The organism is Enterovirga aerilata (genome assembly GCF_013044135.1).
GTDB lineage: Bacteria > Pseudomonadota > Alphaproteobacteria > Rhizobiales > Beijerinckiaceae > Enterovirga > Enterovirga aerilata.
Genome location: NZ_JABEPP010000004.1, coordinates 428,336 through 455,267, shown reverse-complemented (window position 1 = coordinate 455,267; position 26,932 = coordinate 428,336). Strand labels below are relative to the sequence as shown.

General features: G+C 65.4%; 29 protein-coding genes and 2 pseudogenes. 24 read left to right on the top strand and 7 right to left on the bottom strand.

Annotated features, from left to right (window positions below; all coding sequences use genetic code 11):
• The first annotated feature begins 37 nt into the window (after positions 1 to 37).
• From HJG44_RS16200 to HJG44_RS16190, 3 genes are read left to right on the top strand one after another with little or no spacing between them, the layout of a single operon-like run.
• The gene (locus HJG44_RS16200) at positions 38 to 1,207 is read left to right on the top strand and encodes an adenylate/guanylate cyclase domain-containing protein (RefSeq protein WP_210261148.1); all 1,170 of its coding nucleotides are present in this window, start codon (positions 38 to 40) and stop codon (positions 1,205 to 1,207) included.
• Positions 1,204 to 2,115 carry a cation diffusion facilitator family transporter gene (locus HJG44_RS16195; RefSeq protein WP_171219372.1) on the top strand — a complete coding sequence of 304 codons (912 nt, stop codon included), beginning with the start codon at positions 1,204 to 1,206 and terminating at the stop codon, positions 2,113 to 2,115. The genes HJG44_RS16200 and HJG44_RS16195 overlap by 4 nt, the downstream gene beginning before the upstream one ends.
• Before the next feature lie 40 nt (positions 2,116 to 2,155).
• Positions 2,156 to 2,395: a hypothetical protein gene (locus HJG44_RS16190; protein ID WP_171219371.1), complete on the top strand. Its 240-nt coding sequence runs from the start codon at positions 2,156 to 2,158 to the stop codon at positions 2,393 to 2,395.
• An 81-nt stretch (positions 2,396 to 2,476) separates the two neighbouring features.
• Here the strand turns inward: HJG44_RS16190 and HJG44_RS16185 are convergent, their stop codons facing one another.
• Positions 2,477 to 2,758 carry a hypothetical protein gene (locus HJG44_RS16185; RefSeq protein WP_171219009.1) on the bottom strand — a complete coding sequence of 94 codons (282 nt, stop codon included), beginning with the start codon at positions 2,756 to 2,758 and terminating at the stop codon, positions 2,477 to 2,479.
• Between HJG44_RS16185 and HJG44_RS24265 the strand changes: the two genes are divergently transcribed.
• From HJG44_RS24265 to HJG44_RS16160, 5 genes are all read left to right on the top strand, one after another.
• Positions 2,639 to 3,358, top strand: a complete 720-nt coding sequence (locus HJG44_RS24265; protein WP_346767191.1) for a MerR family transcriptional regulator — start codon at positions 2,639 to 2,641, stop codon at positions 3,356 to 3,358. The two genes, HJG44_RS16185 and HJG44_RS24265, sit on opposite strands and share 120 nt — an antisense overlap.
• 151 nt (positions 3,359 to 3,509) lie before the next feature.
• Positions 3,510 to 4,301 (top strand): cobalamin-binding protein, encoded by a 792-nt coding sequence (locus HJG44_RS16175; protein WP_171219370.1) that lies wholly within the window; start codon positions 3,510 to 3,512, stop codon positions 4,299 to 4,301.
• A gap of 88 nt (positions 4,302 to 4,389) precedes the next feature.
• Positions 4,390 to 4,821: a LexA family protein gene (locus HJG44_RS16170; protein WP_171219369.1), complete on the top strand. Its 432-nt coding sequence runs from the start codon at positions 4,390 to 4,392 to the stop codon at positions 4,819 to 4,821.
• Position 4,822: 1 nt separating this feature from the next.
• Complete coding sequence (locus HJG44_RS16165; protein ID WP_171219368.1) at positions 4,823 to 6,103, top strand: Y-family DNA polymerase; 1,281 nt, start codon at positions 4,823 to 4,825, stop codon at positions 6,101 to 6,103.
• 120 nt (positions 6,104 to 6,223) lie between these two features.
• Positions 6,224 to 8,344 (top strand): ATP-binding protein, encoded by a 2,121-nt coding sequence (locus HJG44_RS16160; RefSeq protein WP_171219367.1) that lies wholly within the window; start codon positions 6,224 to 6,226, stop codon positions 8,342 to 8,344.
• An 87-nt stretch (positions 8,345 to 8,431) separates the two neighbouring features.
• On the opposite strand, the gene HJG44_RS16155 is transcribed toward HJG44_RS16160, so the two are convergent.
• The 3 genes and pseudogenes from HJG44_RS16155 to HJG44_RS16145 form a co-directional block, all read right to left on the bottom strand.
• Complete coding sequence (locus HJG44_RS16155; RefSeq protein ID WP_171219366.1) at positions 8,432 to 8,755, bottom strand: DUF1772 domain-containing protein; 324 nt, start codon at positions 8,753 to 8,755, stop codon at positions 8,432 to 8,434.
• 12 nt (positions 8,756 to 8,767) lie between these two features.
• Positions 8,768 to 9,202, bottom strand: coding sequence for an anthrone oxygenase family protein (locus tag HJG44_RS16150; protein WP_171219365.1), 435 nt, complete (start codon positions 9,200 to 9,202; stop codon positions 8,768 to 8,770).
• A 136-nt stretch (positions 9,203 to 9,338) separates the two neighbouring features.
• Positions 9,339 to 9,863, bottom strand: a pseudogene (locus tag HJG44_RS16145) (GGDEF domain-containing protein); the annotation flags it as partial.
• Between the two features lie 34 nt (positions 9,864 to 9,897).
• On the opposite strand from HJG44_RS16145, the gene HJG44_RS16140 reads away from it, so the two are divergent.
• The 7 genes and pseudogenes from HJG44_RS16140 (at position 9,898) to HJG44_RS16105 (ending at position 16,019) form a co-directional block, all read left to right on the top strand.
• Positions 9,898 to 10,965, top strand: a complete 1,068-nt coding sequence (locus tag HJG44_RS16140) for a spore photoproduct lyase family protein (RefSeq protein WP_171219363.1) — start codon at positions 9,898 to 9,900, stop codon at positions 10,963 to 10,965.
• A gap of 37 nt (positions 10,966 to 11,002) precedes the next feature.
• Complete coding sequence (locus HJG44_RS16135; protein ID WP_171219362.1) at positions 11,003 to 12,109, top strand: metallophosphoesterase; 1,107 nt, start codon at positions 11,003 to 11,005, stop codon at positions 12,107 to 12,109.
• A 335-nt stretch (positions 12,110 to 12,444) separates the two neighbouring features.
• Positions 12,445 to 12,717: a hypothetical protein gene (locus HJG44_RS16130; RefSeq protein WP_171219361.1), complete on the top strand. Its 273-nt coding sequence runs from the start codon at positions 12,445 to 12,447 to the stop codon at positions 12,715 to 12,717.
• 9 nt (positions 12,718 to 12,726) lie between these two features.
• Positions 12,727 to 13,480 (top strand): annotated as a pseudogene (locus HJG44_RS16120) (SOS response-associated peptidase).
• Positions 13,481 to 13,806: 326 nt separating this feature from the next.
• Positions 13,807 to 13,983: a hypothetical protein gene (locus tag HJG44_RS16115; RefSeq protein WP_171219358.1), complete on the top strand. Its 177-nt coding sequence runs from the start codon at positions 13,807 to 13,809 to the stop codon at positions 13,981 to 13,983.
• Between the two features lie 185 nt (positions 13,984 to 14,168).
• Positions 14,169 to 14,309 carry a hypothetical protein gene (locus tag HJG44_RS16110; protein ID WP_171219357.1) on the top strand — a complete coding sequence of 47 codons (141 nt, stop codon included), beginning with the start codon at positions 14,169 to 14,171 and terminating at the stop codon, positions 14,307 to 14,309.
• Between the two features lie 144 nt (positions 14,310 to 14,453).
• A complete protein-coding gene (locus tag HJG44_RS16105) occupies positions 14,454 to 16,019 on the top strand; it encodes a Fic family protein (protein WP_171219356.1) in 1,566 nt (521 codons plus the stop codon).
• A gap of 636 nt (positions 16,020 to 16,655) precedes the next feature.
• Here HJG44_RS16105 and HJG44_RS24455 read toward each other — a convergent pair.
• The gene (locus tag HJG44_RS24455) at positions 16,656 to 17,078 is read right to left on the bottom strand and encodes a phosphatase PAP2 family protein (protein ID WP_430395073.1); all 423 of its coding nucleotides are present in this window, start codon (positions 17,076 to 17,078) and stop codon (positions 16,656 to 16,658) included.
• 509 nt (positions 17,079 to 17,587) lie between these two features.
• Here HJG44_RS24455 and HJG44_RS16095 point away from each other — a divergent pair.
• From HJG44_RS16095 to HJG44_RS16085, 3 genes are read left to right on the top strand one after another with little or no spacing between them, the layout of a single operon-like run.
• Complete coding sequence (locus HJG44_RS16095) at positions 17,588 to 17,920, top strand: four-helix bundle copper-binding protein (RefSeq protein ID WP_171219354.1); 333 nt, start codon at positions 17,588 to 17,590, stop codon at positions 17,918 to 17,920.
• 49 nt (positions 17,921 to 17,969) lie between these two features.
• The gene (locus HJG44_RS16090) at positions 17,970 to 19,475 is read left to right on the top strand and encodes a calcium-binding protein (protein WP_171219353.1); all 1,506 of its coding nucleotides are present in this window, start codon (positions 17,970 to 17,972) and stop codon (positions 19,473 to 19,475) included.
• Between the two features lie 36 nt (positions 19,476 to 19,511).
• A complete protein-coding gene (locus tag HJG44_RS16085; protein ID WP_171219352.1) occupies positions 19,512 to 20,000 on the top strand; it encodes a DUF305 domain-containing protein in 489 nt (162 codons plus the stop codon).
• A 180-nt stretch (positions 20,001 to 20,180) separates the two neighbouring features.
• Here HJG44_RS16085 and HJG44_RS16080 read toward each other — a convergent pair whose 3' ends face one another.
• Positions 20,181 to 20,885 carry a Crp/Fnr family transcriptional regulator gene (locus HJG44_RS16080; RefSeq protein ID WP_171219351.1) on the bottom strand — a complete coding sequence of 235 codons (705 nt, stop codon included), beginning with the start codon at positions 20,883 to 20,885 and terminating at the stop codon, positions 20,181 to 20,183.
• A 190-nt stretch (positions 20,886 to 21,075) separates the two neighbouring features.
• On the opposite strand from HJG44_RS16080, the gene HJG44_RS16075 reads away from it, so the two are divergent.
• From HJG44_RS16075 to HJG44_RS16050, 6 genes are all read left to right on the top strand, one after another.
• Complete coding sequence (locus HJG44_RS16075) at positions 21,076 to 21,507, top strand: DUF1622 domain-containing protein (RefSeq protein WP_171219350.1); 432 nt, start codon at positions 21,076 to 21,078, stop codon at positions 21,505 to 21,507.
• 90 nt (positions 21,508 to 21,597) lie between these two features.
• Positions 21,598 to 21,957, top strand: coding sequence for a copper-binding protein (locus tag HJG44_RS16070; protein WP_171219349.1), 360 nt, complete (start codon positions 21,598 to 21,600; stop codon positions 21,955 to 21,957).
• Positions 21,958 to 22,144: 187 nt separating this feature from the next.
• Complete coding sequence (locus tag HJG44_RS16065; protein ID WP_171219348.1) at positions 22,145 to 22,891, top strand: Spy/CpxP family protein refolding chaperone; 747 nt, start codon at positions 22,145 to 22,147, stop codon at positions 22,889 to 22,891.
• Positions 22,892 to 23,116: 225 nt separating this feature from the next.
• On the top strand, positions 23,117 to 24,820 hold the full coding sequence (locus HJG44_RS16060; protein ID WP_246736284.1) for a 2Fe-2S iron-sulfur cluster-binding protein: 1,704 nt from the start codon (positions 23,117 to 23,119) through the stop codon (positions 24,818 to 24,820).
• 125 nt (positions 24,821 to 24,945) lie between these two features.
• Positions 24,946 to 25,542 carry a hypothetical protein gene (locus HJG44_RS16055; RefSeq protein ID WP_246736283.1) on the top strand — a complete coding sequence of 199 codons (597 nt, stop codon included), beginning with the start codon at positions 24,946 to 24,948 and terminating at the stop codon, positions 25,540 to 25,542.
• Between the two features lie 23 nt (positions 25,543 to 25,565).
• Positions 25,566 to 26,312 carry a multiheme c-type cytochrome gene (locus HJG44_RS16050; protein WP_171219345.1) on the top strand — a complete coding sequence of 249 codons (747 nt, stop codon included), beginning with the start codon at positions 25,566 to 25,568 and terminating at the stop codon, positions 26,310 to 26,312.
• A gap of 14 nt (positions 26,313 to 26,326) precedes the next feature.
• Here HJG44_RS16050 and HJG44_RS16045 read toward each other — a convergent pair whose 3' ends face one another.
• Positions 26,327 to 26,707, bottom strand: coding sequence for a copper-binding protein (locus HJG44_RS16045; RefSeq protein WP_171219344.1), 381 nt, complete (start codon positions 26,705 to 26,707; stop codon positions 26,327 to 26,329).
• Positions 26,708 to 26,932: the final 225 nt, after the last annotated feature.

Here is a 26,932-nt window from a genome sequence, read left to right as displayed (position 1 = left end):
AAGCACGGTTGCGGCCCTCTTCGCACCACGATGCGTCGTGCTGCTTGTCTTGTTGGGCTCAGCTGCCCTGGACGACGGCTTCCGTCACGCCCACTCGCACTGGCTCGCAATACTCGCCTACGCCGGCGCGACGGGGTTGCTGGCAGCAAGGCGGTTCCGGCGCGGATCGGGTCCGACCTGGCTCCCGACGACAATCGATGCCGGGCTCGTCGCCTACGTCCTGGCGGAGCACGTTCTGATCAGGACCGATCCGGTCGGTGCGGACGCGGTCGCGCTCTTGCCTGCATTCCTTCTCCTGTTGTCGAGCGCGCTGGAGCTCGATCCGCGCCGGACTGCCTTATACAGCGGGTTGGTCTCAGCCGCATGGGGCGGCGCGCTCGCGACCGCGTATGCCCTGACGGGACCGGGCTCCCCTGGCCTCGGGCACCAGCTGTTCGGTCTGGTCAGCTTCCTGGCCGCCAGCGGATTCGTCCTGCATGGGATGAGAGCTCTGAGGCGCGCGATCAGTGTCGCCTTACGAACCGAACGGGAGCGAGCCTTCCTGTCGAGGTTCGTCCCGCCGGGGACAGGCCTCCGGTCTCACGGCCGGGTGCTACCGATGGAACGCCGCCACGCTTGCCTCGTGTCGGTCGACATTCGCGGGTTCAGCGAACTCTCTCGCCGCCATTCGGCGTCGGAGGTAGTTAGCTGGCTCCTCCAGGCCCGAGCAATCGTGAACGCCGCGGTCACCGCTGAGGGCGGCACGGTCGACAAGTACGTTGGCGACGGGGTCTTAGCGCAATTCTTTGCGGGCGATCCTCCAGCCCAAGCCGCCGCTGCATTTCGGGCTGTGAGCTCGATAGGTCTCAGGTTCTCGAAATTGAACAAGGATCGAGCGGGAGCCGGCCTGCCGCCGATCCGTCTGATTGCATCCCTGCACTCCGGAACCGTCCTCGCCGGCATCCTCGACGATGGAGCAAGAGCAGAGCTCACGGTGATCGGACCAGCGATGAACGCGCTGTCCCGCATCGAGCGGCGGGCGAAGGAGGAAGGCTTGGAAGTGGCTGCTTCCATGCGGTTCGCGCAGCTACTCGGTCCCGGCGCAGGCACCGCCCGTGCGAGGAAGGTGGCGCGCAAGCCCGGCGACGTTGAAACGCCGGACGTCGTGGCTCTGGTCCCTGAACCCGAACGGCCCTGCGCAAAGTGGGGCGGGAAGGAAGCGGCATGAGCGGAGAGCATTCTCGCGGCGGCCTAACGCGGTCGGCAGCATCCCAAAACCGCAAGGGACTCGCGTGGGCTCTCGCGCTCACCCTCACCTACATGGCGGCAGAGGTGGTCGGCGGGCTCCTCACCGGGAGCCTCGCCCTGCTTGCGGACGCGGCTCACATGCTGACGGACGCAGGTGGGCTGGCATTCGCCCTTCTGGCGATTAGGCTCGGAGAGCGTCCGCCGACGCCGGAGAGAACGTACGGCCTGCTCCGGGCTGAGATCCTCACAGCTCTCGGCAACGCCGTCGTCCTCCTCCTGCTCACGATCTACATCCTCTTCGAGGCCTACGAGCGCTTCAGGAACCCGCCGGAGGTTCTCGGCCCGCCTATGCTGGCCGTCGCGGCGGTCGGGCTCGCCGTAAACCTCGTCAGCATGCGGCTTCTGTCGACCGGCTCGGGAGAGAGCCTGAATGTCCGCGGGGCCTATTTCGAGGTCCTCTCAGACATGCTGGGCTCACTGGGAGTCATCGTCGCTGCCCTGATCGTGACTTTTACGGGCTGGCGTCTTGCGGATCCCCTGGTCGGCGCGGGTATCGGATTGTTCATCGTGCCGAGGACGTGGAGCTTGCTGCGTGAGGCCACCCACGTGCTGCTTGAGGCCACCCCGGCGCGCATCGACCTGCGTGCACTCGATCAACGCCTTCGCTCGATCCCAGGAGTGGTCGCTACGCACCACCTTCACGTATGGACCATCACGTCCGGTCTCGACGCCATGAGCGCGCACCTGGTCGTGTCCGAGGCCTCCTCCGGCGGGAGAGTTCTGGCGCAAGCGCGGCAGCTTGTGGCGGAGGAGTTCGGCATCGGCCACGTCACCATCCAAGTCGAGGACGCGAACTCCCCCGAAGCAGAGGCGGCGCTACCGGTCTGATATGATCCGACAACGTGTTCTAACCGGCGCAGGCACGGCGATGTTGCTCGCGTGCAGCGGGGTCGAAGCAGCCGCCGACCACCATCATCTCAAGCGCGCGCTGCAGATCGCGCGCTGCCTGCCTCAGCAAGTTCGAGAGGTTACGTCCACGGGAGAAACCTCCGTCTATGAGGTGGAATGCCGCGAAGGGGCCGGGCGTGTCCTGACGCTCGTCTGCACCCAAGCGAGATGTCTCGTGGACGACCACGGCCGGCACGCGAACGAGGAGGACGAGCCCTGAGGCAATCCAGCCGCCAAGCTACAAGCAATCCGAGGTGGAAAGGGCGGTTCCTGCCGCCCTTTCCGATGCTCTCCGCTCGGGTTACGGGTTCGGCGGCGAACTCTTGTCCCGGTGACCATGCGGATCGAGATCACCCGGCTGATGATCCGGGTGGTCGTGATGAGGTCCAGGCACCTCCTTCACGCTGGTATCGCGATGGCCGTGCTCGTCGAGGTCGCCGGGCGTATGTCCCGGATGCTCGTGATGTTGGCCGGGCACCTCCGAAACGCTCTTGTCCCGATGGCCGTGAGGATCGAGATCGCCCGGCTTGTGGCCCGGGTGGTCGTGGTGAGATCCGGGTTTTTCTTGAGGCATGCCTTCCATCTCCCGTCTTGTGGCCGACCGCCTTTACGGTCGGTCGGCAGCCCGGGACCGACTTGGCCCCTTTCGACCGCCATAGCGACCTTGTGCATGCTCAAGCCACTGGAGGAGCAAGGCCCCGGGCAACACCCAGACCCGAGGGAAGTTGGCGGTCGATGTTTGGGTCCGGAGCCTGAAGAAATGAAGCCACTAACGATTGGCGAACTGAGCCGCCAAGCCGGCGTGAAAGTGCCCACCATCCGCTACTACGAGGAGATTGGCTTGTTACCTCCTCCGGATCGAAGCGGCAGCAATCGCCGATGCTACGGAGGGGACACAGTCCGTCGGCTCCGCTTCGTCCGTCATGCGCGCGAGCTCGGGTTCGACATTCCATCGATCCGGGAGCTCCTCTCCTTGGAGACCGAACCGCAAGCTTCGTGTCACGTCGCCGATTCCATCGCTCTTCGTCATCTTGCTGCGGTCGGGCGGAGGATCGATCAACTTATCGCTCTACAAGCGGAGCTACGGCGAATGGTGAGCGAGTGCGGCCACGGTCGCGTAGCCGAATGTCGCGTCATCGAAATAGTTGGCAACCACGATCTATGCCTAAGTGGCACTCACTAGAAAGCGGCCCTCGCTGGGTCCGGCGGGTGCGCTTACGTCGGCTACCGCGCCAGGCTTGCGCCGTGTTTACGAAGCGCGAACGGAACTGCGCCGCCGACACGTCCACCCCGTACCCGCAAGGCATCGCGCCCGGGCGCCGAAGCTCGTTTCCATGAGCGCGTTCCCGCCTAGCCGGATCGTCTGCCTCACCGAGGAGACCGTCGAGACCCTGTACCTGCTCGGGGAGGACCACCGGATCGTCGGCGTTTCTGGGTATGCCGTGCGTCCGCCACAGGTCCGCAAGGAGAAGCCGCGGGTCTCCGCATTCACCTCGGCGGACATCCCGAAGATCCTGGCGCTCAGGCCCGACCTCGTCCTCACTTTCTCCGACTTGCAGGCCGACATCGTCGCCGAGCTCGTCCGGGATGGGGTCGCCGTTCATGCCTTCAACCAGCGCGACGTCGCCGGCATCCTGGCGATGATCCGCACGCTCGGGGCACTCGTCGACGCGGCAGACAAAGCCGAGAAGCTGGCCCGGACCTACGAGGCGCGCATCGAGGCCGCGCGGGCAGAATGGCGCGGGCCGCGGCCGCGCGTCTACTTCGAGGAATGGGACGACCCGCTCATCGGCGGCATCGGCTGGGTATCAGAGCTTATCGAGATCGCGGGCGGGGACGACGTGTTCGCCCACCTGCGCTCCCGGGCTGGGGCACGGGACCGCATCGTTAGGCCCGACGCGGTCGTTGCGGCCGCCCCTGACCTGATCCTCGCCTCGTGGTGCGGCAAAAAGGTCGTGCCGGCGCGGATTGCCGCACGGCGGGGATGGGACGCCATTCCGGCCGTGCGGGCCGGGCGGATCAACGAGATCAAGTCACCGCTGATCCTGCAACCCGGGCCGGCGGCTCTGACGGATGGGCTGGACGCCCTACGGCAGGCAATTTCATCGGTAGGCGAGCACGACTAACCACCAACCCCAGCGCGCGCCCTCGTGAGTTGACGCTTTCTCGACCATGTTCTTGTTATGTTCTCAAGAACGAGGATTCGGGTTCGTCATGCACATTCATGCCATCATTGTCGGCGTCCGGGCACCGCTCCCGGTCCTCGCCCGGGCCGTGAAGGCCGGCTTTCCCTCGCCCGCGGACGACTACGTCGACCGCGGCATCGACCTCAACGAGCTCCTGATCGCGAACCGGCCGGCCACGTTCCTGGTGAAGGTGGACGGCGACAGCATGGTCCAGAAGGGGCTGTGCGACGGTGACCTCGCCGTGGTCGACCGGAGCCTCGACCCGCGCGAGGGCGACGTGGTCGTGGTGGACGTAGACGGCGAGCGCTCGTTCAAGGTCTGGAGCACGGTCGCGGGCCGGCCGAAGCTCTCGTTCGCCAACCTGCGCTACCCAGCCTTCGAGACGAGCGCCTTCGCCGAGATCGAGGTCTGGGGCGTCGTCTGCGGCTCCGTCAACCCGCGCCGCCGCGCCATCCGCTGACATGCGGTCCTTCGCGCTCATCGACGGGAACAGCTTCTACTGCTCCTGCGAGCGGGTCTTCGACCCCTCCCTGAAGCGCCGCCCCGTCATCGTGCTGTCCAACAACGACGGTTGCGCCGTCGCTCGGACGGCCGAGGCGAAGGCGCTCGGCATCAAGATGGGCGCACCCTACTTCAAGATCCGCGACCTGTGCCGGCGCGAGGGCGTCGTCGTGTTCTCCTCGAACTACGCCCTGTACGGCGACATGTCCGCCCGCATGAACACGGTCTATAGCCAGTTCGCTCCCGACATTGAGGTCTACTCCATCGACGAGAGCTTCCTCGACATGGCGGACGTGCGCCCCGACCGTCGCGAGGAGCTCGCGCGCGATCTCCGCGCGACCGTGTCGCGCTGGACGGGCGTGCCGACCTGCGTCGGCATCGGGCCGAGCAAGACGCTGGCCAAGCTCGCCAACCACATCGCGAAGACGAACGCCGAGCTCGGAGGCGTGTGCGACCTCACCGACCCAGCGAAGCGCGAGCCCTGGCTGCACCGGGTCACCCTCGACGAGGTCTGGGGTATCGGGCCGGCTGGGCAGGCGAAGCTCGCCGCCCTCGGCTGCCGCACGGTCGCCGACGTGCGGGACCTCGATCCCCGGCCGGTGCGCAAGGCCATGACGGTGGTCGGCGAGCGCATCATCCACGAACTGCGCGGAACGCCCTGCCTCGACCTGGAGGCAGTCGCGCCGACCCGCAAGGGCTGCGCCGTGACCCGCTGCTTCTCCGGCCGGGTCGACGACCTCGACACGATGCTGGAGGCCGTCGCCGCACACGCGACCCGGCTCGGGGAGAAGCTCCGGCATCACGACCTAGCAACGGACCACGTCTCGGTCTTCATGCACACGTCCGAGCACGACGAGGACGGCCCGCAACGCTCGGCCGCGTTCACGGTCGACCTGCCCGAGGCCTCTAACGACACGACCGTGCTGCTAAAGGCGGCGAGGTGGGGCGCGCGCCGGATCTGGCGCGGCGGCTTTCGCTACTCGAAGGTCGGGCTGGTCACGACCGACCTCGTCGATCCGGCGAGATCGCAGCGCGCACTGATCGGCGCGCTCGACCGGGAGCGGGGCGACAAGCTTATGGCGGCGCTCGATGCTTGCAACGGCCGCTACGGCCGCGGCACCCTGTTTCCGGCCTCGGTCGGCCTGGGGCGCGAACGCGCTAGGTGGGCGACCAAGTTCGAGATGCGGTCGCCGCGGTACACCACCCGCCTGGACGAACTCCCGAAAATCCGGGCGGCGTGACTGCTGAAGGACCCCGGCATCACGCTTCCGAGCGCCAAAGTGCGCAGCACGACGCTGAATGGTATCAATTCGGGAACCCGCCCCTGAGAGGGGCGATAATCCTAAGGAGCGCACACCGGGATGAGTTCGAGCCTAACCGCGCCCAGCGACTTCGGTGCGGACGTCGTGGCGGTCGAAGGCATCGCCGCCGTGCCGACCATTCTGGAGGTTATCTGTCGGACGACGGGCATGGGCTTCGCCGCGGTGGCGCGTGTCACGGAAGAACGCTGGGTCGCCTGCGCGGTCAAGGACGACATCGCCTTCGGGTTGGAGCCGGGCGGGGAGCTCAAGGTCGAGACGACGATCTGCCATGAGATCCGGCAAAGCGGCACGGCAGTGGTCATCGACAACGTCGAGGCGGACCTTACCTATTGCGGCCATCCGACCGCCGCCATGTACGGCTTTCAGAGCTATGTCTCGATGCCCATCGTTCTGCCGAACGGCAGCTTCTGGGGCACGCTCTGCGCCATCGATCCTCGTCCGGCGCGGGTCGACACGCCCGAGACGGTCGGCATGTTCAAGATGTTCGCCGAGCTCATCGGCTTCCATCTCGACGCCAACCTCCGCGTAGCAACGAGCACTGCGAAGCTCCGTCTCTACGAGAACATCGTCCAATCCGACACGGCCCCGATCTGCGTGTTCGACACCGAGTACCGCCTGATCGCGTTCAACAAGGCGCACAACGACGAATTTCGCCGTGTGAACGGCTTCGACACGAAGCTCGGGGACGTCTTCCCGGACCTATTCATCCCGGAGCAGGCCGAGGTCATGCGAGGGCTGATGGGGCGAGCCCTCGCGGGCGAGAGCTTCAAGGTCGAAGCCGTGTTCGGTAGGCCGGAATACGGGCAGCCGGCGTGGGAGATCACCTACACACCGCTACGCGACGAGGCGGGTGAAATCATCGGTGCGTTCCACCACGCTCACGACATCAGCGCCCGGTTGACGGCCGAGGCCAATCTACGGAGCGCTCAGGACACTCTGCGTCAATCGCAGAAGCTTGAGGCGGTGGGTCAACTCACGGGAGGCGTTGCCCACGACTTTAATAACCTTCTCACCGTCATCAAATCGTCGTCGGACCTCCTCAAACGGCCGAACCTGCCGGAGGAACGCCGCAGCCGCTATGTCGACGCGATCTCCGACACGGTCGACCGCGCGACGAAGTTGACGGCCCAACTGCTGGCTTTCGCTCGCCGCCAGTCGCTCAAGCCGGAGGTTTTCGAGATCGCCGATGCCCTTCGTGGCACGGCCGACATGGTCGCCACGGTTATCGGCGCGCGGGTGCAGATCGCCATCGAGTTGCCCGACCAGCCCTGCTACGTCCGGGCCGACCGAAGCCAGTTCGAGACGGCTCTCGTCAACATGGCGGTCAACGCTCGTGATGCGATGCACGGGGAAGGAAAGCTGACGCTTCATCTTTCCTGCGGCCTGCCGCTGCCTCCTATCAGGCGTCATGCCGGCGCGCCGGGGCCGTTCGTCCGGATCACGGTGACCGATACGGGAGAAGGCATCCCCGGCGCTACGCTCGGCAGGATCTTCGAGCCCTTCTTCACGACGAAGGAGGTGGGCCGGGGTACCGGCCTTGGGCTCTCGCAGGTGTTCGGGTTCGCCAAGCAGTCGGGCGGCGACATCGACGTCGCCAGCGAAATCGGCATCGGCACGACTTTTTCGCTCTACCTGCCCGAAGCCCAGGAGGTGGCAGCCGAGTCCGGCGTCGTTGACCAGCAGGTGGTCTTCCCCGGCGAAGCTCTGCGCGTTCTCGTGGTCGAAGATAACGCCGCTGTGGGGAGCTCGCTGACTGAAGCGCTGAGTGACCTCGGCTTCGAGACGTCGTGGGCGGTCGATGCGCGGGAAGCGCTGGATCATCTAAGTCGCACACCGAGCCACGGCTTTGACGTCGTCTTCTCGGACGTGGTGATGCCTGGAATGTCGGGCCTGGAGATGGCCCAACTCATTCGTCACCGTCATCCGGCGATGCCGGTCGTCCTGACCTCCGGGTACAGCCATGTTCTAGCTGACGAGGGCAGGCACGGGTTCGAACTGATGCAAAAGCCCTATTCGGTCGACCAGCTTGCGCAGGTGCTGCGGGGAATAGTCGGGCGCAAGAACGACCCCGCGACGCAATCGGCCGACTTCGGCGGAAAGCGGACGCTAAGTGCTCGCACCGCGCGCGACCGCGACGACACTCAGCACGGCAGCAACTAGCGCGAGGGCTATCCGGGCCGCGTGCGAAGTGAGCCACACCATCAGCATGGACGAGACCTGCTCGGCTGTAATGGAGCGGTTGGCGAACTAGGTGTTCAGGGGACCGTTGTAGATCGCGGTCAGGATCAGCATGACTGCGAGGCAGGCGAGCGCACTGCCCCAGAGGTAGCGTTGGGGCGGGCTGGACCAACCAAACCAGAGAGAGCCGACCAGACCGGCGAGCGCCGGAAGCAAGGCGAACGGAACCGTTCGGCCGACGTATTGCCCGTTCCGGGCGAACCAGTCGAGGAAGTCGGCCGGGGGCAGGCTCTGCCAATAAGACCCAAAGGACAGGCCGATGGTCAGCAGGACGCCCGCGAGCGTGCCCGTTCCGCAGGTGGCGAAGACGTTGAGGATCAGGCGCAGGGTCATGGCGCGGCGCTCCTAGCGGGACAGCAGGGCGGCGGCGAAGATCAGGGTTGCGGCGGTGCCAAGGGCGCTCCTGACCGCGTGAAGATTTCCCCACTTGAGAAGCAGCGCGCGGCTCTCGGGTCCGGCATCCTGCGGCCTTGTCGCCATGAGACGCTTGTTGGTTGGCATAATGCCGAGAAGCGTGAACGGCCAGTTTGCGGCTAGGACGACGCTTCCGATCAGCCACGGCCAACCGCCGAGGGAATACCACGCGAGGATTCCCGCGAGACTGCCGACCACGGCAAGACCAGCCTGGATGGGTAAGGCTCGATTATAGCTCGGCTGCCATTGCGCTAGGAGCGCGGCATCATGGAGTCCGAGACGGGCCGGGTGTTCAACAAGGCTGATGTAGAGCGCCGCGCCCGCGAAGAGCGTGGCAAAGATCAGGACGGCGAGGCCGAAAGCCATGGGATACCTCTTTGGTCTCGTGATCCAAGGAGGCGAGGCGCTGTGAGCCAACTGCCGCGCCACCCCGGATTTTCAGGGTGACGCCGTGGCTGGGAAGAACCCGCAAAGCGGGCGCAGGAACTACCGACCTGCTGCTCTATTTCCGGCGAGCAAGCCAAGTACACGAAGGATCGTAGCCCCACAAGGCGCGAACGTCTGTTCCAGGTCGTAGGCAGACCCGGCCGGCCTCCGTGGCCTCCATCCCAGGAAGGCCGGTGGTCGCTGAACACGCTGCAGTCAAAGTGGGCCGCTTGATTTCGATCCGGCCACGTCCGCGAGCCTTGGCGTCGTAGAGGGCCTGGTCGGCTCGGGCGAGCAAACCCTTCAGGTCGTCGCGCGGAAGCGCGCCTGCGACGCCCGCGCTAAAGGTGCACCGTACCGGGGGAAGATCGACCGCGAGCTCCAAAGGCTGCAACGACGCGAGCACGGATCTGAGGCTGGCTACAGCTTCTGTCGCGGTCACGTCACGCATGACGACGAGGAACTCCTCGCCACCGAACCGGCTCACGTGGTGGGCCGGCCCGAGCTTCGAGGAGAGCGCCTTGGCGACATGGACCAAAGCTCGGTCGCCGGCATCGTGGCCATAGGTGTCGTTCACCGACTTGAACCGGTCGACATCGACTAGCCCGACGGCGCCCGATCACCATATCGAGCTGATGGCGTTGCCGCGTACCCTGCTGAACCCGAAGCGGATCTACCTGGAACCCGCCGTGCGGTCGTACGCGCGCGGCCGCGAGGTGCTGGCGCGGTACCCCGAGGCCGAGCTCGTCGAAGTCGCGAGCCACTGGAAGATCCCCGAGCTCACGGCCGACCCGGACCTCGCGGCGGACTGGTTGCGCATGAAGCGCGACGTGCTGGTGCTCGGGGTCAAGAAGGGCCTGAGCATGCGTCCGAACGGCCGCTCGGGCGACTTCATCGCACCCTCCTCGTCGAACGGCTGCGCGATGGCATGCTCCTACTGCTACGTCCCGCGCCGCAAGGGCTACGCGAACCCGGTCAGCGTGTTCGTCAACATCGACGAAATCGCTGCGGCCATCGCCCGCCATGCCAAGCGCCAGGGCACCAAGCCCGAGCCGAACACCATCGACCCGACTGACTGGGTCTACGACCTGGGCGAGAACGGCGATCTGTCGCTCGACGCGTCCGTTTCCGACAACGTCCGGGACCTCGTCGCCGCGTTCCGGGGCATCCCGAACGCCAAGGGCTCGTTCGCGACCAAGCTCGTCAATCGCGACCTGCTCGGCTACGACCCGCAGGGCAGGACCCGCATCCGGTTCTCGCTGATGCCGGATGCCGTGTCGAAGGTCGTCGACGTCCGCACCTCACCGATCTCGGAGCGCATCGCGGCCATCAACGACTTCGTCGAGGCCGGCTACGAAGTGCACGTCAACTTCAGCCCCGTGATCGTGCACGAAGGGTGGGAGCCGGAGTGGCGGGCGCTCTTCGCCGAGATCGACGACGTGCTCTCGGACCGTGCCAAGGCGCAGCTCAAGTGCGAGATCATCATGCTCACGCACAACGAGACGCTTCACCAGACGAACCTCGCGTGGCATCCGAAGGCGGAGGACCTCCTCTGGCGTCCGGACCTGCAGGAGACGAAGTGGAGCCAGAGCGGGATGCGCAACCTGCGCTACAAGGTGTCCTGGAAGCGCAAGTGGCTCGATCAACTGCTGTCCTGGCGCGAGACGCTCATTCCGTACTGCGAAGTGAGGTACGCGTTCTGAGCGGAGCCATACGGTCGACGACGCCGGGCCTGGCGCCTTGATCCACCTGATCTTCGGTCTTCCCGCCCTGTACGTCGGCGTTCGTTTCGTCTGGCCGCTGCAATGGCCGTTGGCGCTCAAGCTCGTCCTGGTGGCGGGCCTCCTCGTCGGGTCGCAGTTCCACTACTGGAACCGGCTCTCGTCGGGGTCGATCTTCTCGCCCGAATACTCGCGCCCGCTGATCCTCCTCTTCAACTGGACCATCGGCGTCGTGCTGCTCCTGGCGGCGATGCAGGTGATCCTCGACGTCGTGTCGCTCGGCTCGCGCATGATAACGGGCGGCTGGTCGGTGCCTCATGCGTTGCGGTACGCCGCCGGGGTCTTGGCCATGCTGGTGGCTGCCTTCGGCGTGTGGCAAGCGGCTCGGGTACCGCCCCTGAAGGACGTCGAGGTCCGGATCAGGAACCTGCCCGCGGAGTTCGACGGATATCGGCTCCTTCAACTGACAGACCTGCACGCGAGCCGAATGTTTCCGGCATCTTGGGTCCGCGCGGTGGTCGAGCGATCCTTGACGCTCGGGGTCGACCTCATCGTCGTCACGGGCGACTTCATCGACGGCACGGTCGAGGCGCGCCGGGACGACATCGAGCCGCTGACTGCGCTGCGCGCGCCTGACGGCGTCTGGGCCGTGACGGGCAACCATGAATACATATTCGGCGCCGCAGCCTGGAAGCCCCGGATCGCCGAACTCGGCATTCGCATCCTCTCCAACGAGCACGTCGTGTTGCGGAGGGGTGAGGCCGCCTTGGTGCTAGCCGGCGTCGAGGACCTTTCGGCGGGCAGTCGGGCGCACGATCTTGACGCCGTACTCGAAGGGGCACCCGCCGGTGCACCGGTCCTGCTTCTCGATCATCAGCCCCGGCAGGCGCACGCGGCTGCCGAGCGTGGCGTCGCGCTGCAGTTGTCCGGGCACACTCATGGCGGAATGCTCGTCGGCTTGGATCGCCTGGTCGCGCGAGCGAACGCGGGCTTCGTGTCGGGCGCCTACGCGCTCGAAGGAATGACGCTCTACGTCAACAACGGCACGGGCTTGTGGCCGGGCTTTGCGCTCAGGCTGGGCCGCCCGTCCGAACTGACGCGCATCACCCTTCGACGCGCACTCTGACGGTTCGCGACTGGACGGCGACGCTGACGCGATCTTACGCCAGAGCTAGGCGGAGGTTCGATCTGCCTCCACCAGAAGCTCGCTTGCGTGAGCGCCGAGTTCCTTCAGCGCGGTCGCGGCCAGGTGTAGGAACCGGTCCCGCTCAGGCTGCGTGAGGCTCTCCCAAGATGGACCTGCTTTCCCGCTGCTCCATTCGTAATGCGCCCGGAGAAGCGCTCTGGCGACCCGGGTCAGGATCTCTTCGTTCACGTGGGCTCCAGGTGTCATCCGGGTCGTCAGGTGAAACGAGGACTGCCCTGCATCGGGCTTCAATGCAAAGCTAGCGCCACGGGCCCGTGAACCGGCTGATCGTGATGTCGTTCACTCTGTGCACGTGGAGCGAACAGATGACGATGGGTGGCAGAAGATCGAGTGGTGAATACGGTGTCCGGGATGACGACCGTGCAACGCCCTACTCAGGCACGGGGCGGCGAGCGACGTCCGGCTACGGCCTTGTCTTCGTTCTTGGCCTCCTGGTGGCCGGCGGCTTCCTTGCCTACGGCACCTTCCACAAAGGCAAGGTGAACGAGCAGGCGAAACCCGAGGCGACGGTCGGCTCGACGCGATAACACTCGGCCATGTGCGGACGCGTGATCCAGGCAGCCGACCCGACGCTTTACACGCGCGTCGTCGGTGGCGAGCCAGAGCGAGGGCTGCCGAATTCCCCGCCGCACTACAACGGAGCGCCAAGCCAGGACTTCCTCGTCGGCCGGCTGAACCCGAAGACAGGCGAGAAGAGCCTCGACCTGCTGCGCTGGGGCCTGATCCCGTCCTGGGCAAAGGACCGTAAGATCGCTTAAGATGATCAACGCCCGGGCCGAGACGGTGGCTACCGCCTCCGCCTTCAAGGCTGCGTACGGCAAGGGCCGGCGCTGCCTCGTCCCGGTCGACGGCTTCCACGAATGGCGCAAGATGGGCGCCGCCAAGCAGCCCTACGCCATCGGCATGGCGGAGGGAGAACCGTTCACGCTGGCCGGCCTGTGGGAGAACTGGAAGGACCCGGATAGCGGCGAGTGGCAGCGGACCTTCACCATCGTAACAACTGAGGCCAACGAGCTCGTCGGCAAGCTGCACGACCGCATGCCGGTCATCATCCCGCCACCCGACCGCGACCGTTGGCTGACCGACCCGGACCCGCGCGATCTCCTGAAGCCGTTCCCGGCCGAGGCCATGCGGATGTGGCCGGTGTCACGCGACGTCAACTCGCCCAAGAACGACCGGCGAGACCTGCTGGACCCGATCCCGGATCTGCCTTGGCCGGAGCCGGGCGACGACGAGGTTGAGGACGCAAACAGCCCGGAAGCCGACAAGAAGCCGGCGAACTCCGCCTGAGATGCCGACCCTCATCGCCGACATGTCCGAGCTCCAGGCCGGGCAGGCACTGCCAGCGGGCACCCGAATTGCCACATATGTTTGACATGACCGCCGCGAGCTGAATCTCTGGCGCCACCTAGTCGTCGCGTAGCCTTCCCCAATTATGAGTACCTCCAACCGCGCCCACGCCGCGCTTGCCGCCTGCCATCGCGTGATGACCGGATGCCCGAGCCAGACTGGCGACGGGGCGAGGTCGCTGCCTCCTCCGGCTACCCCGTGGTCGCCGCATCGGGCCGACGATGCCCGGTCGAAGGAGCCTGACGTGCTTTCCCGACAAGTGGAGCATGGACAGGGAAGTCGGGCTCGCCGTCCTTGAGACGCACTGCCGGCCCGCCTCCGAGCTCGCTCGCTCCGTCGAGGACCTCCGAAACGCTCCGGACCTGCACTACATCGTGGTCGCCGACTACGACGTGAAACGTGGGAGGTTCATTTCCAAGAGGACGGCGAGCCTTGGTCGGTGACGCGGTTCGAAGGTCGCGACTGGTCGCTGGACCTCCCGGCGGTCACCTCGTCGTTGAGAGCCAGCGACTTCGCGTAATGCTGCTACGCCCATTTCGTAAGCCGCCCCAAGCCCGATCCCGGTAGCGCCGGCCGCGGGACGGCCGGCTAAGACTTGCCTGCCCGCCTCACTGCAGGAACATCCCTCATGGTCAACGGATTCGTCCCCGAGGCCGCCGACTGGGTCGCCGTGCTCGCGCGCAACCAGCGCTACTCCCTCGACGTCAGGCTGGCGCTGGCGGCGGCAGTGGCAGGGCGTCCGGGCACAGAGTACGGCAACCTGCGGTGACCAGAGCGAGCGCAACACCGCCTTATGCATCGAAGGATAAATTGAACCACGCAACAGACGATAACATCGGCAAGGCATCGGTTGATAAGATTCGTGACGCGTGGAATGATAAGGATGATCGCGTAAACCGACCGGAGCATCCGCGTGGGAGGTCTGAACGAGAAGATCGCGGGCTCGCTGGCGCGCCTGCGGGCCGCGGGCGGCGACCGGGTCGGCATCCTGCGGTCCAGCGTCCTCGGGCGGACCGACCAGGAGCGCCTGGTGAAGTACGGCTACCTCAAGCAGATCATGCCGGGGTGGCTCATGGTCGTCGACCCCCATTTCCGGGCGGGCGACAGCACCCCCTACTATGCGAACTTCTGGAAGTTCCTGTCCATGTACTGCGAGGACCGCTTCGGCGCGCTCTGGACCGCGGACGCGCAGACGTCATTGCGTCTCCATGCGGACGAGAACACGGTCCCGCCGCAGGTCGTCGTGATCAGCCCCGGCGCCAACAACCGTCCCCAGGCGTTCCCGTTCAACACGTCGCTGTTCAGCCTGAGGGCGGAACTGCCGCCGACGGTCATGCGGGACGGCATGCGCGTCCTGCCGCTCGGCGACGCGCTGGTGCGTGCCGCACCGGCGTTCTTCACGCAGCAGAGGTCGACGGCCCTCGCCGCCCTCGCATCGCTGGGCTCGGCCTCGGAGGTGGTGACGCCGCTGCTCGCCGGCGGTCATTCGGTGATCGCAGGACGCCTCGCGGCAGCTTTCCGCGCCATCGGGCGGTCCCGGGTCGCCGACGAGATCGTCTCGGCGATGACGGCGGCCGGACACGTCGTGTCGGAGCGGGATAACCCACTCAAGGACCTGCCGCCCGGGCTGTCCTTCAAGCGGCGCGTCTCGCCCGTCGCCGCCCGCGTCACGGCCCTTTGGGCCGAGTTGCGGACCGGGGTCCTCGACGCGTTCCAGGAGGAGCCGCGGCAGATGGACGACCCGGAGCGGTACCTGGAGGACGTCGACGGCCAGTACGTGGCGGACGCCTACCATTCGCTCTCAATCGAGGGGTACAAGGTGACGCCCGAACTGATCGAGAAGATCCGGAGGGGCGATTGGAATCCGGAGAGGATCGAGGCCGACCGGGAGCAGCGCGACGCCCTCGCCGCCAAGGGCTACGCCGACTGCTTCGCGCTGGTGCGCACGGCGGTCGCGGACATCCTAGGCGGGGCGGACGCGGCCGCGCTCGTCCTGGACAGGCACATGGCCTGGTTCCGGGCAATGTTCCAGCCGTCGGTCGCCGCGGGCCTGTTCGACGACGAGCGCCTCGGCGGCTACCGCAGGCACTTCATCTACCTCGACGGATCGCGCTACGTCCCCGTGGCGCACGCCTCGGTGCAGGACGCGATGGACGCCTATTTCGACGCGTTCGAGGCCGAGCCGGATCCACGCGTTCGCGCGGTTCTCGGCCATTTCATCTTCACCTACATCCATCCGCTGCCGGACGGGAACGGCCGCATCGGACGCTTCATCATGAACACGCAACTGGCCTCCGGCGGGTATCCGTGGACGGTGATCCCGGTCGACGAACGGGTGCGGTACATGCGATCCCTGGACGCCGCCAGCCTCGACCACGATGTCCGGCCCTTCGCGGCGCTCGTCTCCGACGTGGTCCGCAGGGAGCCTCCGCCTCCTCGCCGCAGGTCGGCCGGCGAAGAACCAGCCTACCGTGAGTAAGAGCAGGACAGGTCCCACCAGCCCTGATGCCGAGGGGCGTCGAGCTGGCGACGGAGATCCTGCCTGCTACCGGGCGAGTCGCAGATCGTGGCGACGGACGGCGCGCCCTTCCGCGCTTGACCTTTCCCTGGTGGGAAGCTCATGCTGGTCAACGCCGTCTGCGGGTCGCACGCGTTTCGCTGCTCTCGCCGCTGCAATGAACAAAGGCGTCCTGGTCCGGCTCACGATGCCTATCCGTCATGGCGGGCGTCCCCGGGAGCTTGGCGACACGACCTCGCTCGTGAGGACCTGGAATGCAGGTGCCTCGGTTAGTCATGATCGGGGGCTGCTCAGCAGCAGCAGCCGTGCATAGGCTGCCGGCGACGACAGCCCGACCCAGAAGGGCGAAGATGGCTGCATGATTCATCGGGCGAAGCCTCAACTCGGGTGAACTCAGGCGAAAGCGAAGGCTGACCTTGATCAACTGCTAACTCGGCCAGATCGGACCGCGGGTGCCGCACGACACGTGCGAGCGCCAGCCGTGCTGTCTGCGGATCGTGCCGCTTGGGTGGCCGCCGAACCGATGCGACTGGTAGCCGACGCGGTTCGGGTCCCTTGGTCGCGCGCTTCGGCCTAAGGAGCAGGTGTCGACACGGATCACTTTGCTCCACTGGCCAGTTCCCTTTTCTGGCCGACGAAGACTAGCGAAAACAGGAGCGCCCAACCAGCGCCGGCAGCCCAGCCAGCCACGACGTCGGTCGGCCAATGAAGGCCCAAATGAACACGACTAAGTCCAACGAGAAGGGAGAGCGCGGCCGCGGACCCGAAGGCTAGCGCCCCAACGCGGAACCGACCTGCGGGCGACGCACATCGCAGGACGGCAAACGCTATGGAGAAAAGGAGCAAGGACGCGAGCAGCGCGTGTCCGCTCGGGAAACTCGTTGCGGCTTCCTCTCCCAGCATCGGAGCGTGGTGGGGACGGATGAAGCCGAATGTTTTTTTCAAGAAGATCCCGAAAGCGACCCCGGTCACCACCGATCCGAGCAAGTATGCCGCAGGTGCGCGCCGACCAGCCACCATGAGACAGCCGGCCGCGATAACGAGGACGGCGGCCACTACCCGGGGCCGCCCGAGGGCAGTGAAGCCCCAGGATAGAACAGCGAGCCATTGTGGTCCGACCGGAGCGGACGGGTCAAACGGTGCGGGCAAGCCAAACAGGAGGACCGCGTCCGCCCTGTGGTCCGCAGTCACGAACGCGTACGCCGACATTGCGAATGCAGCCAGCGCTAGCCCGAGTGCCGCCCGAGGGACGGCCGTCGGAGTGCGTGGATGGGTACCCTGGGCACTGAGGAGCATGAGCATTTGCCGTTCTTAGGCCCCTTGCGGCAACAATCTGGATACCCGTATACCCAGCCAGGGTAAATTGAGCGTAATTCTGCACGTTAGGCACGACAACAAGCATTGTTCAGGCTCACCGCAGGGCCGGAATCAGACAAGCAGCCCGAGAAGGCATCTGAATTCTCCGATGATCGGAACCATACCCAACGGCGGTATGTTTCACTGTCTCTGAACGAGCCGGGAGAATTCAGATGCATCAGATGTCATCGGACATGCGCAGCTGCATCGAGGAATGCCTGCGCTGCTACGGTGCCTGTTTGGGCATGGCGATGAACCACTGCCTTGAGGCCGGTGGGAAGCACACCGAGCCCGCCCACTTCCGGATCATGATGGCTTGCGCGGAAATCTGCCGCACGAGCGCTCATTTCATGCTGCTGGGAAGCCCGCACCATAAGCACATGTGCCGTGAGTGCGCCGAAATCTGCGAGGAGTGCGCGAAGAGCTGCGAGGCGCTCGGCGACATGCAGGAATGCGTGGAGGCTTGCCGCCGTTGCGCCGAGAGCTGCCGTCGCATGGCGGCGTAATACCGCCGCTCGCTTCTGAACCGTTCATCTCACCGGAGAGGAGTCCTTCATGGCACGCAGGGACCGCTTCCCAACCGATACGTCTCATGACAGGTTCGACGGGCCCGATGACGGTGTCGCCGACTTCTACCTCGATCACCTCGGCGGGCTCAGGTTCGGCTTCGAGCAGACGCGGGTCGCCGTAGCAGGGGGCTCCTCGGACCGCCTTAAAGGGACCGCTCAGGACGATCACCTATGGGGCCGTGGCGGCGACGACCAGATCGCGGGCGGCGGTGGAGACGACGTCCTCTATGGTCAGGACGGGAAGGACATCCTGACGGGAGGCGTCGGCGCGGATCGCTTGGTAGGCGGCGCCGGTGACGATCAATTGTTCGGGGGCGCCGACGCCGACGCGCTAATGGGTGGCGACGGCGACGACTTTCTCGATGAGGGCGCCGGGCATGGCGACCTGGAAGGCGGCGCAGGCAACGACATCCTCGTCGGGGGCCAGGGGCCGGATGCTTTCGGGTTCGAGCGGGGCAGTGGTGACGACGTCGTCCGCGACTTCACTGCCGGTCCCGGCATGTTCGACCACCTGGCGCTTCGAGGCCTCACCTGGGAAGACCTTTCGTTCGAGGACATCAACGCCGGCGTCAAGGTAAGATGGGATGGCGGCTCGGTGCTCCTGGAAGGAGTGGCGCGAACCAGTCTTGCCCAGGACGACTTCATGTTCGCCGACCAGCCGGACCTTCCACCAGGAGTTCGCGAGCCCGCGGGACCTGCCCCTGAGCGGCCATCCGCGAGTAGCGACGGCCCGGCGCTCGGATATTCGACGCTCGGACCGGTGCAGGGCACTTTCGACGCGGTCGCCAAAGTCCTTCTGACCGACGGAGACCTCGCCTTCGATTTCGACGAGTTCGGCGTGGCCGTAGGCAGTGGACGGGCCGACGTGATCCGGGGCGGCGCTGCGGACGACAACCTCTTCGGCAGGGGCGGAGACGATCATCTCATCGTGGCCGCGGGCGATGACATCCTGGAAGGGGGGGCGGGACGTGACCTCCTGGAGGGGGGCGACGGCGCGGATCGCCTGATGGGCGGCGCCGGAAACGATAAGCTCGTCGGCGGAGCAATGGTCGACGAACTCATGGGCGGTGACGGCCGCGATTACCTCGACGCGGGCGCGGGCCACGACATGATCGAGGGCGGAAGGGGAGACGACGGTACTCGTGGCGGCTCGGGCGCAGACGCCTTCATCGTCGACCGAACTAGCGGGAACGACCTGGTGTTCGACTTCGAGGCTCTGGGCGAGGCGCAAGGAGCATTCGACCACATCGCCCTTCGGGACATCTCGCCGGGTGACATAACCGTCAGCGACGGAACCAGAACCTGGGAAGGACAGTCGTACTCGGGCGCTTTGGTCAGCTGGGATGTCAACCACGACGGAACGGCCGACGGATCGGTTCTTCTGTCAGGCGTCGCGTCCTCGGACCTTCGGCAGAGCGATTTCATGTTCGTCGACGAGCCTGGGTTCGTCGCCGGCGTCAGCGATGTCGGCTCCTACTTCACCTTCGCCTAAGCCGACCTCGGACAAGTTGGATCGAAAGGAGCAATCATGAACATCAGATCCGTCGTTATCACTGCGGCGCTCGCCACCTCCATGTTCGGCGTGGCGCATGCACAAACTGCCTCGACCGGAGGTGGGCAGAGTGCGCAGATGCCACCTCCACTCGAATTGCCGGAGGCCTGCCGTAGCGCCGCTCAAGGCCAAATGGCGGGCATGTCCGGAATGTCTGGTTCATCCGGGGGGATGATGCAGAACATGCAAGGGATGGGGAACATGGACGAGGCGCAGCATGGCTACATGCAGGCCATGATGCGAATGAACCCGGCAATGATGCAGGGCATGATGGCGAAAGACCCGGACGTCGCGTTCGCCTGTTCCATGATCGCCCATCACACCGGCGCCATCGAGATGGCTAAGGTCGAGCTCAAGGCCGGAGACAACTCCGAGCTTAAGAGAATGGCTGAGAAGACGATCAAGGAACAGCAGGAGGAGGTCGCACAGTTCACTAAATGGGTCGAGAAGAACGCGAAGAAGTAAGCGGCACTGCACCGATCACCTGGTCGGCCCTAGAAAAGAGGGCTGACTGGGTTGATCTCACGACGTGATCGAGGCGGGCCTTCTTGGATAGGGGAGCGCAGTCGTCGGCGTGAACATAATTTCGGTTCGAGTTGCTCCGCCTAGGTCTTCTCCAGGTCTCACCCTGATTGCCCCCGCATCTCAGGTCTCGTCCGCAAGCGAGGTCAAGGCGCTCAAGTCGAGCCTGACCAGGTTCCGGTCAATCTCCATGAGCACCCGACGCCGTTTCAGTTCGGCGAAGGCCCGGCTGACCGTCTCGGCCGTGAGCCCAACATGATCCGCTATGTCGGCCCGGGCCATGGGCAGCGGCACCAAGTCCCCTAGCCCAAGTTCACCGTGCAGAGATTTGAGGAAAAGCGCGAGCCTCTGGCGAGCGCTGCGGCGGCCGAGCAACCGCACGTGCTCCACGTTTTGATCGACGCCGTCCCGAAGGGCGCGTGCGAGCTGGCGAGCGAGGTGCGGGTTGCAATCGCTGATGCGTTCAAGCCTCTCAGCGTCGTATTCAAGGACGGTAGTGTCCGTCACCGCCTCGCACGTCAGCTCGCGCTCCGAGGCAGTCAGGCCGACGAAGTCGCCCGGGAATGCGAACCTGGCCACCTGCCGCTGCCCGTCGGGGAAAATCCGGACCAATCGCACAACCCCATCGAGAACCCGGAAGCAACGTCGCTCGCCTTCACGGTGCCCCGAAATCATCTCGTTTGCCGACGCAGTTCTTTGCCCGGCCTCGTTGGCGAGGAAGGCGTTCGCCTGATGGTCGTCCTCGATCCTGCACGGAGACCCGCCCGACAATGTCGTCCACGGGCCGCAACCGCACGTGTCGGGTTGCAGACCAGCTCCCTCTGACATGGCTCGCTCGTCTCAGTTCCGCTTGCCGGCGGCGTCCCGGTCCTGAACGAACAGTTGGTGCAACATCATTCGCCCGGCAACCGGATCGCACACTCAGGCGCCATGACCGCGTGAGACGCCTGATACTGCGCACCTCACACGATTTTCGGGCAAGTTCATTGACCAGGATCAATTGGAGCGAGAGCGAGTGATGGGCGGCCCAGACCTGATCGGCGGTCCCGAGGTGAAGGCCAGCCTCGTTCACGCAATGCACTGGGTCGCCACCGGCATCGAGGCCGTCGGCGTAGGGATCATCGTCGTTGCCGCCGCCGTCTCCGCTGCCCTGTTCGTCCGCAAAGGGATCCAGGCCGATTGGCACCAAGCTTTCCAGTCGTTCCGGGCGAACCTTGGTCGAGGCATCTTGCTCGGCCTGGAGTTCCTCGTCGCCGCGGACATTATCGGCACTGTTGCAGTCACCCCGACGTTCCAAAGCCTTGGCGTACTCGCGCTGATCGTCGTGATCCGAACCTTCCTGAGCTTCTCTCTTGAAGTTGAGATCGAAGGACACTGGCCCTGGCGCCGGCAGGAGCTTGAACGGGAGGTGGTTCTCTCAAGAACTCGCGGACCTGATCCAGATCAATGACGTCTCGTGCGCAGGATCTCAGCATCGAGAGCGCCCGCAAGCCGCCACGCTGAGGACAGCAGGTCGTGGGCGTCCTGGAGATCGCCGAAGATGTTCGCCGTCTTTCCTGCCGCCATTGTCTTGACCACGCAAATCACCTCGCCAGCTATGTCGCCCGACGAATTCGTGGATCGCCTGCAGGAATTGCAGCGCAGCCGGGGCGACATGTCTGCCCATGTACATTCCCAGGGGCGTGTCGAGGCGGTCGACGTAGACGTACCCTCGATTACACTGGTCCACCCCGAAATCGGCAGTCCCGATGGTCGTATCTGGATGCCAGGCATGCGGATGACCTTCCACGTAGCAGCCGGTGTCCGCCTTTCGGGACTCAGGAAAGGCGATTGGGTCAGCTTCGTTGCCCAGCGCGTGAGAGGTGCCGTTACCGTCACGGAAGTGCGTCGCCGGTCCTAAGGGCCGTCTGGGATCGAATGTGTGGGCGACGCGACGCCGACCTCGGGCCGGCTCGGGGGATCGCGCCGTTTCGCCGGAAGCGGACCAATTCCGTTCTCGGGCCCGGTTGATCTCGATCAAGGACGCGAGGCTTGAGCGCTGACAACGTCTCTCGGACAGTTCGCGTTAAGCAGGGAAAGGACCTGTCATGTCGCTCAGCAAATATCCCCGGCCACTCGCCGCTTCGATGGTGGCCATGTTGTTGGTGGCGCCAATCGCGGTAGCCCAGCCACGCGCGGATGGCGGCGAAGTCCAGCTCGCGATGGACATGCAGATGAACTCGTCCGGGAGCATGGGGAACCCGGGCAGCGGCCAGGGAAGCATGGGCCAAACTTCGGGGCAGCCCTCCCAAGGCATGTCCGGGGGCGGCATGGGATGCTGCATGGGCCGGATGAAGCAGGGGTCGTCGTCCATGGGCGGAATGGGGATGAACGACGACAAGATGCGCATGGGTGGCATGGGGCAAGGCTCCAGCGGGACCGGGTCCGGCGGATCAATGCGCATGGAAGACGACAAGATGGGAATGTCGGGCAGCCAGCCGATGCCTGGCATGACACCGAACGGCATGGACATGACCGACCGCATCGACGGTCGGATCGCGTTCCTTCGGGCCGAGTTGAAGATCACCGACGCGCAGGCTGCGAGCTGGAACCAGTTCGCCGAGGCACTCCGATCCAGCCGTAAGCACCTCCTCGAAGCGCGTGAGCAGCTTGCCTCACCGACGGCTGAATCGAATCCCGCCACCAGGATCGAGCAGTACGAGCGTCACCTCGCAGCCCGCCTGGAGGCGATCCGCACGGCCCGCACTTCCTTCTCGCAGCTTTATGCAGGGCTGGACCAGCACCAGAAGCACGTTGCGGACGAGCTGGTCGTACCGTTTCTGGCCACCTTCTGAGGTCGCGCTCGCAGGCGACTGACCATCATGGCAGACCGACCGCGCGCGGGCACTGGCCTCGGAGGGGCGCTAGCCGTGTTTCTCGCGGTCGCGGGCCCCGGGTCTGCCCAGGCGCCTGACGGCGAGCACAGCGCCCACCATCCTCCCGCCGCGTCAGCGTCCCAGCCGGAGGAGCCTTCATCCGCTCCGCCGACACCTAGAGTGTCGGGCGACATGGATGGGGCCATGGGCATGCACGAGGGTCCGCGCCGCCAGTTCTACCCGAACCTGATGGCGATGCCCGATGTCGCGGGCGAGCAGCGCAAGACGTTAGAGCGCGAAGCCCACGCCCGCATGACTAGCGGCTTGCCGCTCCTTGTCCGCGGGGCAGACGAGGCGACGCGTTCCTACTCTGAGCGCGATCTTCTCGGCATGAACGGGGCGGCCTCTACCATTCGCCAAGGTCTGTCGCTGTTCGAGAGCGGGGCTACGGCGCATCGCGCGCTCGCGGCGGGAGCTGCGCCGCGGACGGTCGCGCTTGATTGGTACAAGTCGGAGACGGGTCTCCCGCTCGCCCAGGCGACGTCGGCCGGTTCCACCTTCTTTGGCCCCTCGGCCTCGCACCTGACGCTTATGGTCGGGCTGGCACTCGCCGCCGCGACCCTGTTGGCCATTCAGTACCTTCGGACCCGGCGCGTACAGGCGCTGTTCTCCCGCGCCGGTCAAGCGAGCCCGCCTGCGAGTATCGCGCGAACGGCGACATCGGCGGGGCCTTTGCCTGTCTCGCTCCCTGCCCCTCCCCAGCTCCCTCGGGACACGGTCGTTCCGCCCCGGGAGGCCGCTCCGCGGCGCGCCTGGACGGGAGCGCTCAAGGTTGCACAAGTCGTTCGTGAAACTCCCTCGATCAAGACTTTCAGGCTCGTCGAGCCGTCCGGTGCATGGCTGCCGTTCGACTATCTGCCGGGGCAGTTCATGAACGTGGAGGTGCAGGGCGTAGGGGAGAAACCGCTCAGGCGAGCTTATACAATTGCCTCCTCACCGACCCGTCGCGCCTGCGCCGAGTTGACGGTCAAGCGTGAAGCGCAAGGCAAGGTCTCACAGTTCCTCCATGACGCCGTCAAAGTCGGAGACTTGCTCAACGTATCCGCCCCGTACGGCGCATTCACGTTCACCGGCCTGGAAGACAGCGGTCTCGTACTCCTCGGCGGAGGCGTCGGTATCACTCCCCTCATGTCGGTGCTCAGGTATCTCACCGACAGGTCCTGGCCCGGCGAGATCCACTTCCTCTACAGCGCTCGCAGCACAGACGAGTTCCCCTTCAGGGATGAGCTCGCCTACCTTCAGCGACGGCACCCGAACCTGCACGTTCTTGCCACAATGACAAGGAGCGAGGGCACGGCCTGGATGGGTCCTGAGGGCCAGCTCACGAAGGAACTCATCGCAGCGACAGTGCCCGACATCGCGAGCCGCCGGATTCACGTTTGCGGCCCGCCCGCCATGATGAGCGCGATGAAAGACGCCCTGCGTGCGCTGGGCGTTCCGGATCGGCAGGTGCACACGGAGGCGTTCGGGCCCGCATCATTGCCTGTGGGCACACTTCCGCCCGCACCGCCAACTCCGGTCGAAAGTGCGCGGCTCGGCGCGGCGGCTCCGGCCAGAGCTCCCGCTGCGGAGGCGGTGGTCGCACCCGGCGCGATCACCTTTGCCCGCTCTGGGAAGGCGACGTCACTTGCTGCAGATGAGACGGTGCTGGATGCCGCTGAGCGCGCCGGGGTGGATATCCCGTGGTCGTGTCGGGTCGGCGTTTGCGGCACGTGCAAGGTACCGCTCAGGCAAGGCTCCGTTTCGATGGAGGTGGAAGACGGTCTTTCTCCGGAAGACAAAGCGGCCGGCTACATTCTCGCGTGCCAAGCGAAGGCGGCGGCCGGCAATCTCATAGTTGACGCGTAAGCATGCAGGAACGCGGAGCTTTCGTCGTCGGGGGCCTTGTGGGTCTGCTCCTACTCTTCCCACTCGGGTCTGTGGTTCACGTTTCATCGCGTTTCCCCGGAAGCCTCCTCGGAAGCGTGCTCGGGATGGCCGCCGCCGTCCTGATGCTTGTCCCTCTCCTCTATCTCGTCGTGAAGCGAGTGGCTTGGCTCCGGAACCGGGTGACCCGGTTCGTGTCGATGCGCACCCTTCTAGCCATCCACGTCTACGCCGGACTGCTCGGGCCCATCCTGGGCCTCGTGCATGCGGCCCATAAGTTCCGGAGCCCTCTTGGCTTGTCCCTTACCGGGATGATGCTGCTGGTGGTCCTGACCGGTTACGTCGGCCGGCACCTCCTGTTGCGAATTTCGACAGCCGTGAAAGGCGAGCGATCACGGCTTGCAGCGCTGACGGCGGAGTTCGAGGAAGCAGCTGCCGCTCTGCCCATCGACTTGGCCGGTTCCCGCCCGTGGTGGCAACACATGTTCGAGCGCGAGGCCGCAGAAGGCCTGACGGCTCGCCGCGTCGAGGAGCTCGCGCGGGGCATAGCAGATGTCGAGCACGCGATCCGGGCGGAGGAGGTGACCCGCGACCTTTTCGAGCGCTGGCTGCCGATCCACACGGTGACGGCCATCCTGCTCTACGGCCTCCTCGCCCTGCATGTGTGGTCAGGATATTACTACGGCTTCAGGTGGCTTCGTTGATCCGACGGGATGTCCTCTACGGGATGGCGGCCGTCGCCGTTCTCGCTGTCGGGCTCCTCGTGCCCTACCTCATCCATCGCTCCGGGAGCATGTCCGTGCCCGGTTGGCAGGGCCTCGTCATGCCGGGGCCGCTGTCGAGAAAGCACGCGTTCCTCGGGCAGAATTGCGAGGCCTGCCATACGCCCCACCTGGGGGTGACTGCCGAGAAATGCATCGCATGCCACGCGGGCGCAGAAGCCGTGCTCTCGAAGCAATCCACGGTCTTCCACGCCAAAGTCGGCGAATGCGCTGGATGCCACGTCGAGCATGAGGGAGGGGAGCGATCCGTGACTATGGACCACGGCGTGCTCGTTGCAGCGGGGCACGCGCAGGCCTCTCTGACGAAACAGAACGAGAGCGTCCGCGAAGCGGCGTTGGCGTTCGCCCGATTGTTGCGGCCGCCCCACGCCGAGCAAGAGCAAGCAACAAGCTTGGACTGCGCGTCATGTCACTCCAACAGGGATCCTCATCGAGGCCTGCTCGGCCGGGAATGCGCGTTATGCCACGAGCTCAAGACTTGGAAGGTGGCCAGCTTCAGGCATCCCTCGCCCGCCTCAACTGAATGCGCACAGTGCCATCAGGCGCCGCCCAGCCACTACATGATGCATTTCGAAATGGTCTCGAAACGCGTGGCGGGAAAGGAGCACGCCCGTGTTGAGCAATGTTACCTGTGCCATACGACCGACGCCTGGAACTCGATCCGAGGCGTCGGCTGGTACAAGCACCATTGAGAACCGGTGGCGCGTCAATGCCGCATTTTCAGGTTGACGATCTTGACCGCACCGCCGACGTCTGCGGCTTGTATGTCGATACGGTCCCCGGGCTTCAGCATACCCAGGTGGACGAGGTCTCGGAACGGAAGTGTCATCGTCATCGCCGGCATGCCTACGCGCTTGATCGGCCCGTGCCGGAACGTGACGCTGCCATCGAGCACGTCGACATCGGTCACCTCAGCCGAGACCCACGGGCGTTGAGCGTCGCTTTTCCTAGTGTCGGATTTGGGATCCACCTGCCTCAGCCAAATGCGAGCGTGGGGCTGGACGCTTTCCCACCATGCCGCCATCGCCGCAATCGGGGTCACGGCCGTAAGCAGGGCGGCGAGAACGATAGTGTGCCTGAGCTTCATCGTGATCTCCAACCATCAGGAGGTTGGGATGTCTTAGGGGAGGCCTCATCCCGTTGAGATGATCGAGATCAACAGCCTCGACCCGGGCTGAACTCTTTTTAGGCAGCCGAACAGGTCGGCGAGGCTAACCGTTCCACAGTTGGCATCGAGGCTCCGCGGCAGTCGGCAAGCACGAGCTGTGCGATCTTGCTCACCGGGCTATCTGAACCAGTGCCACTTGAAATC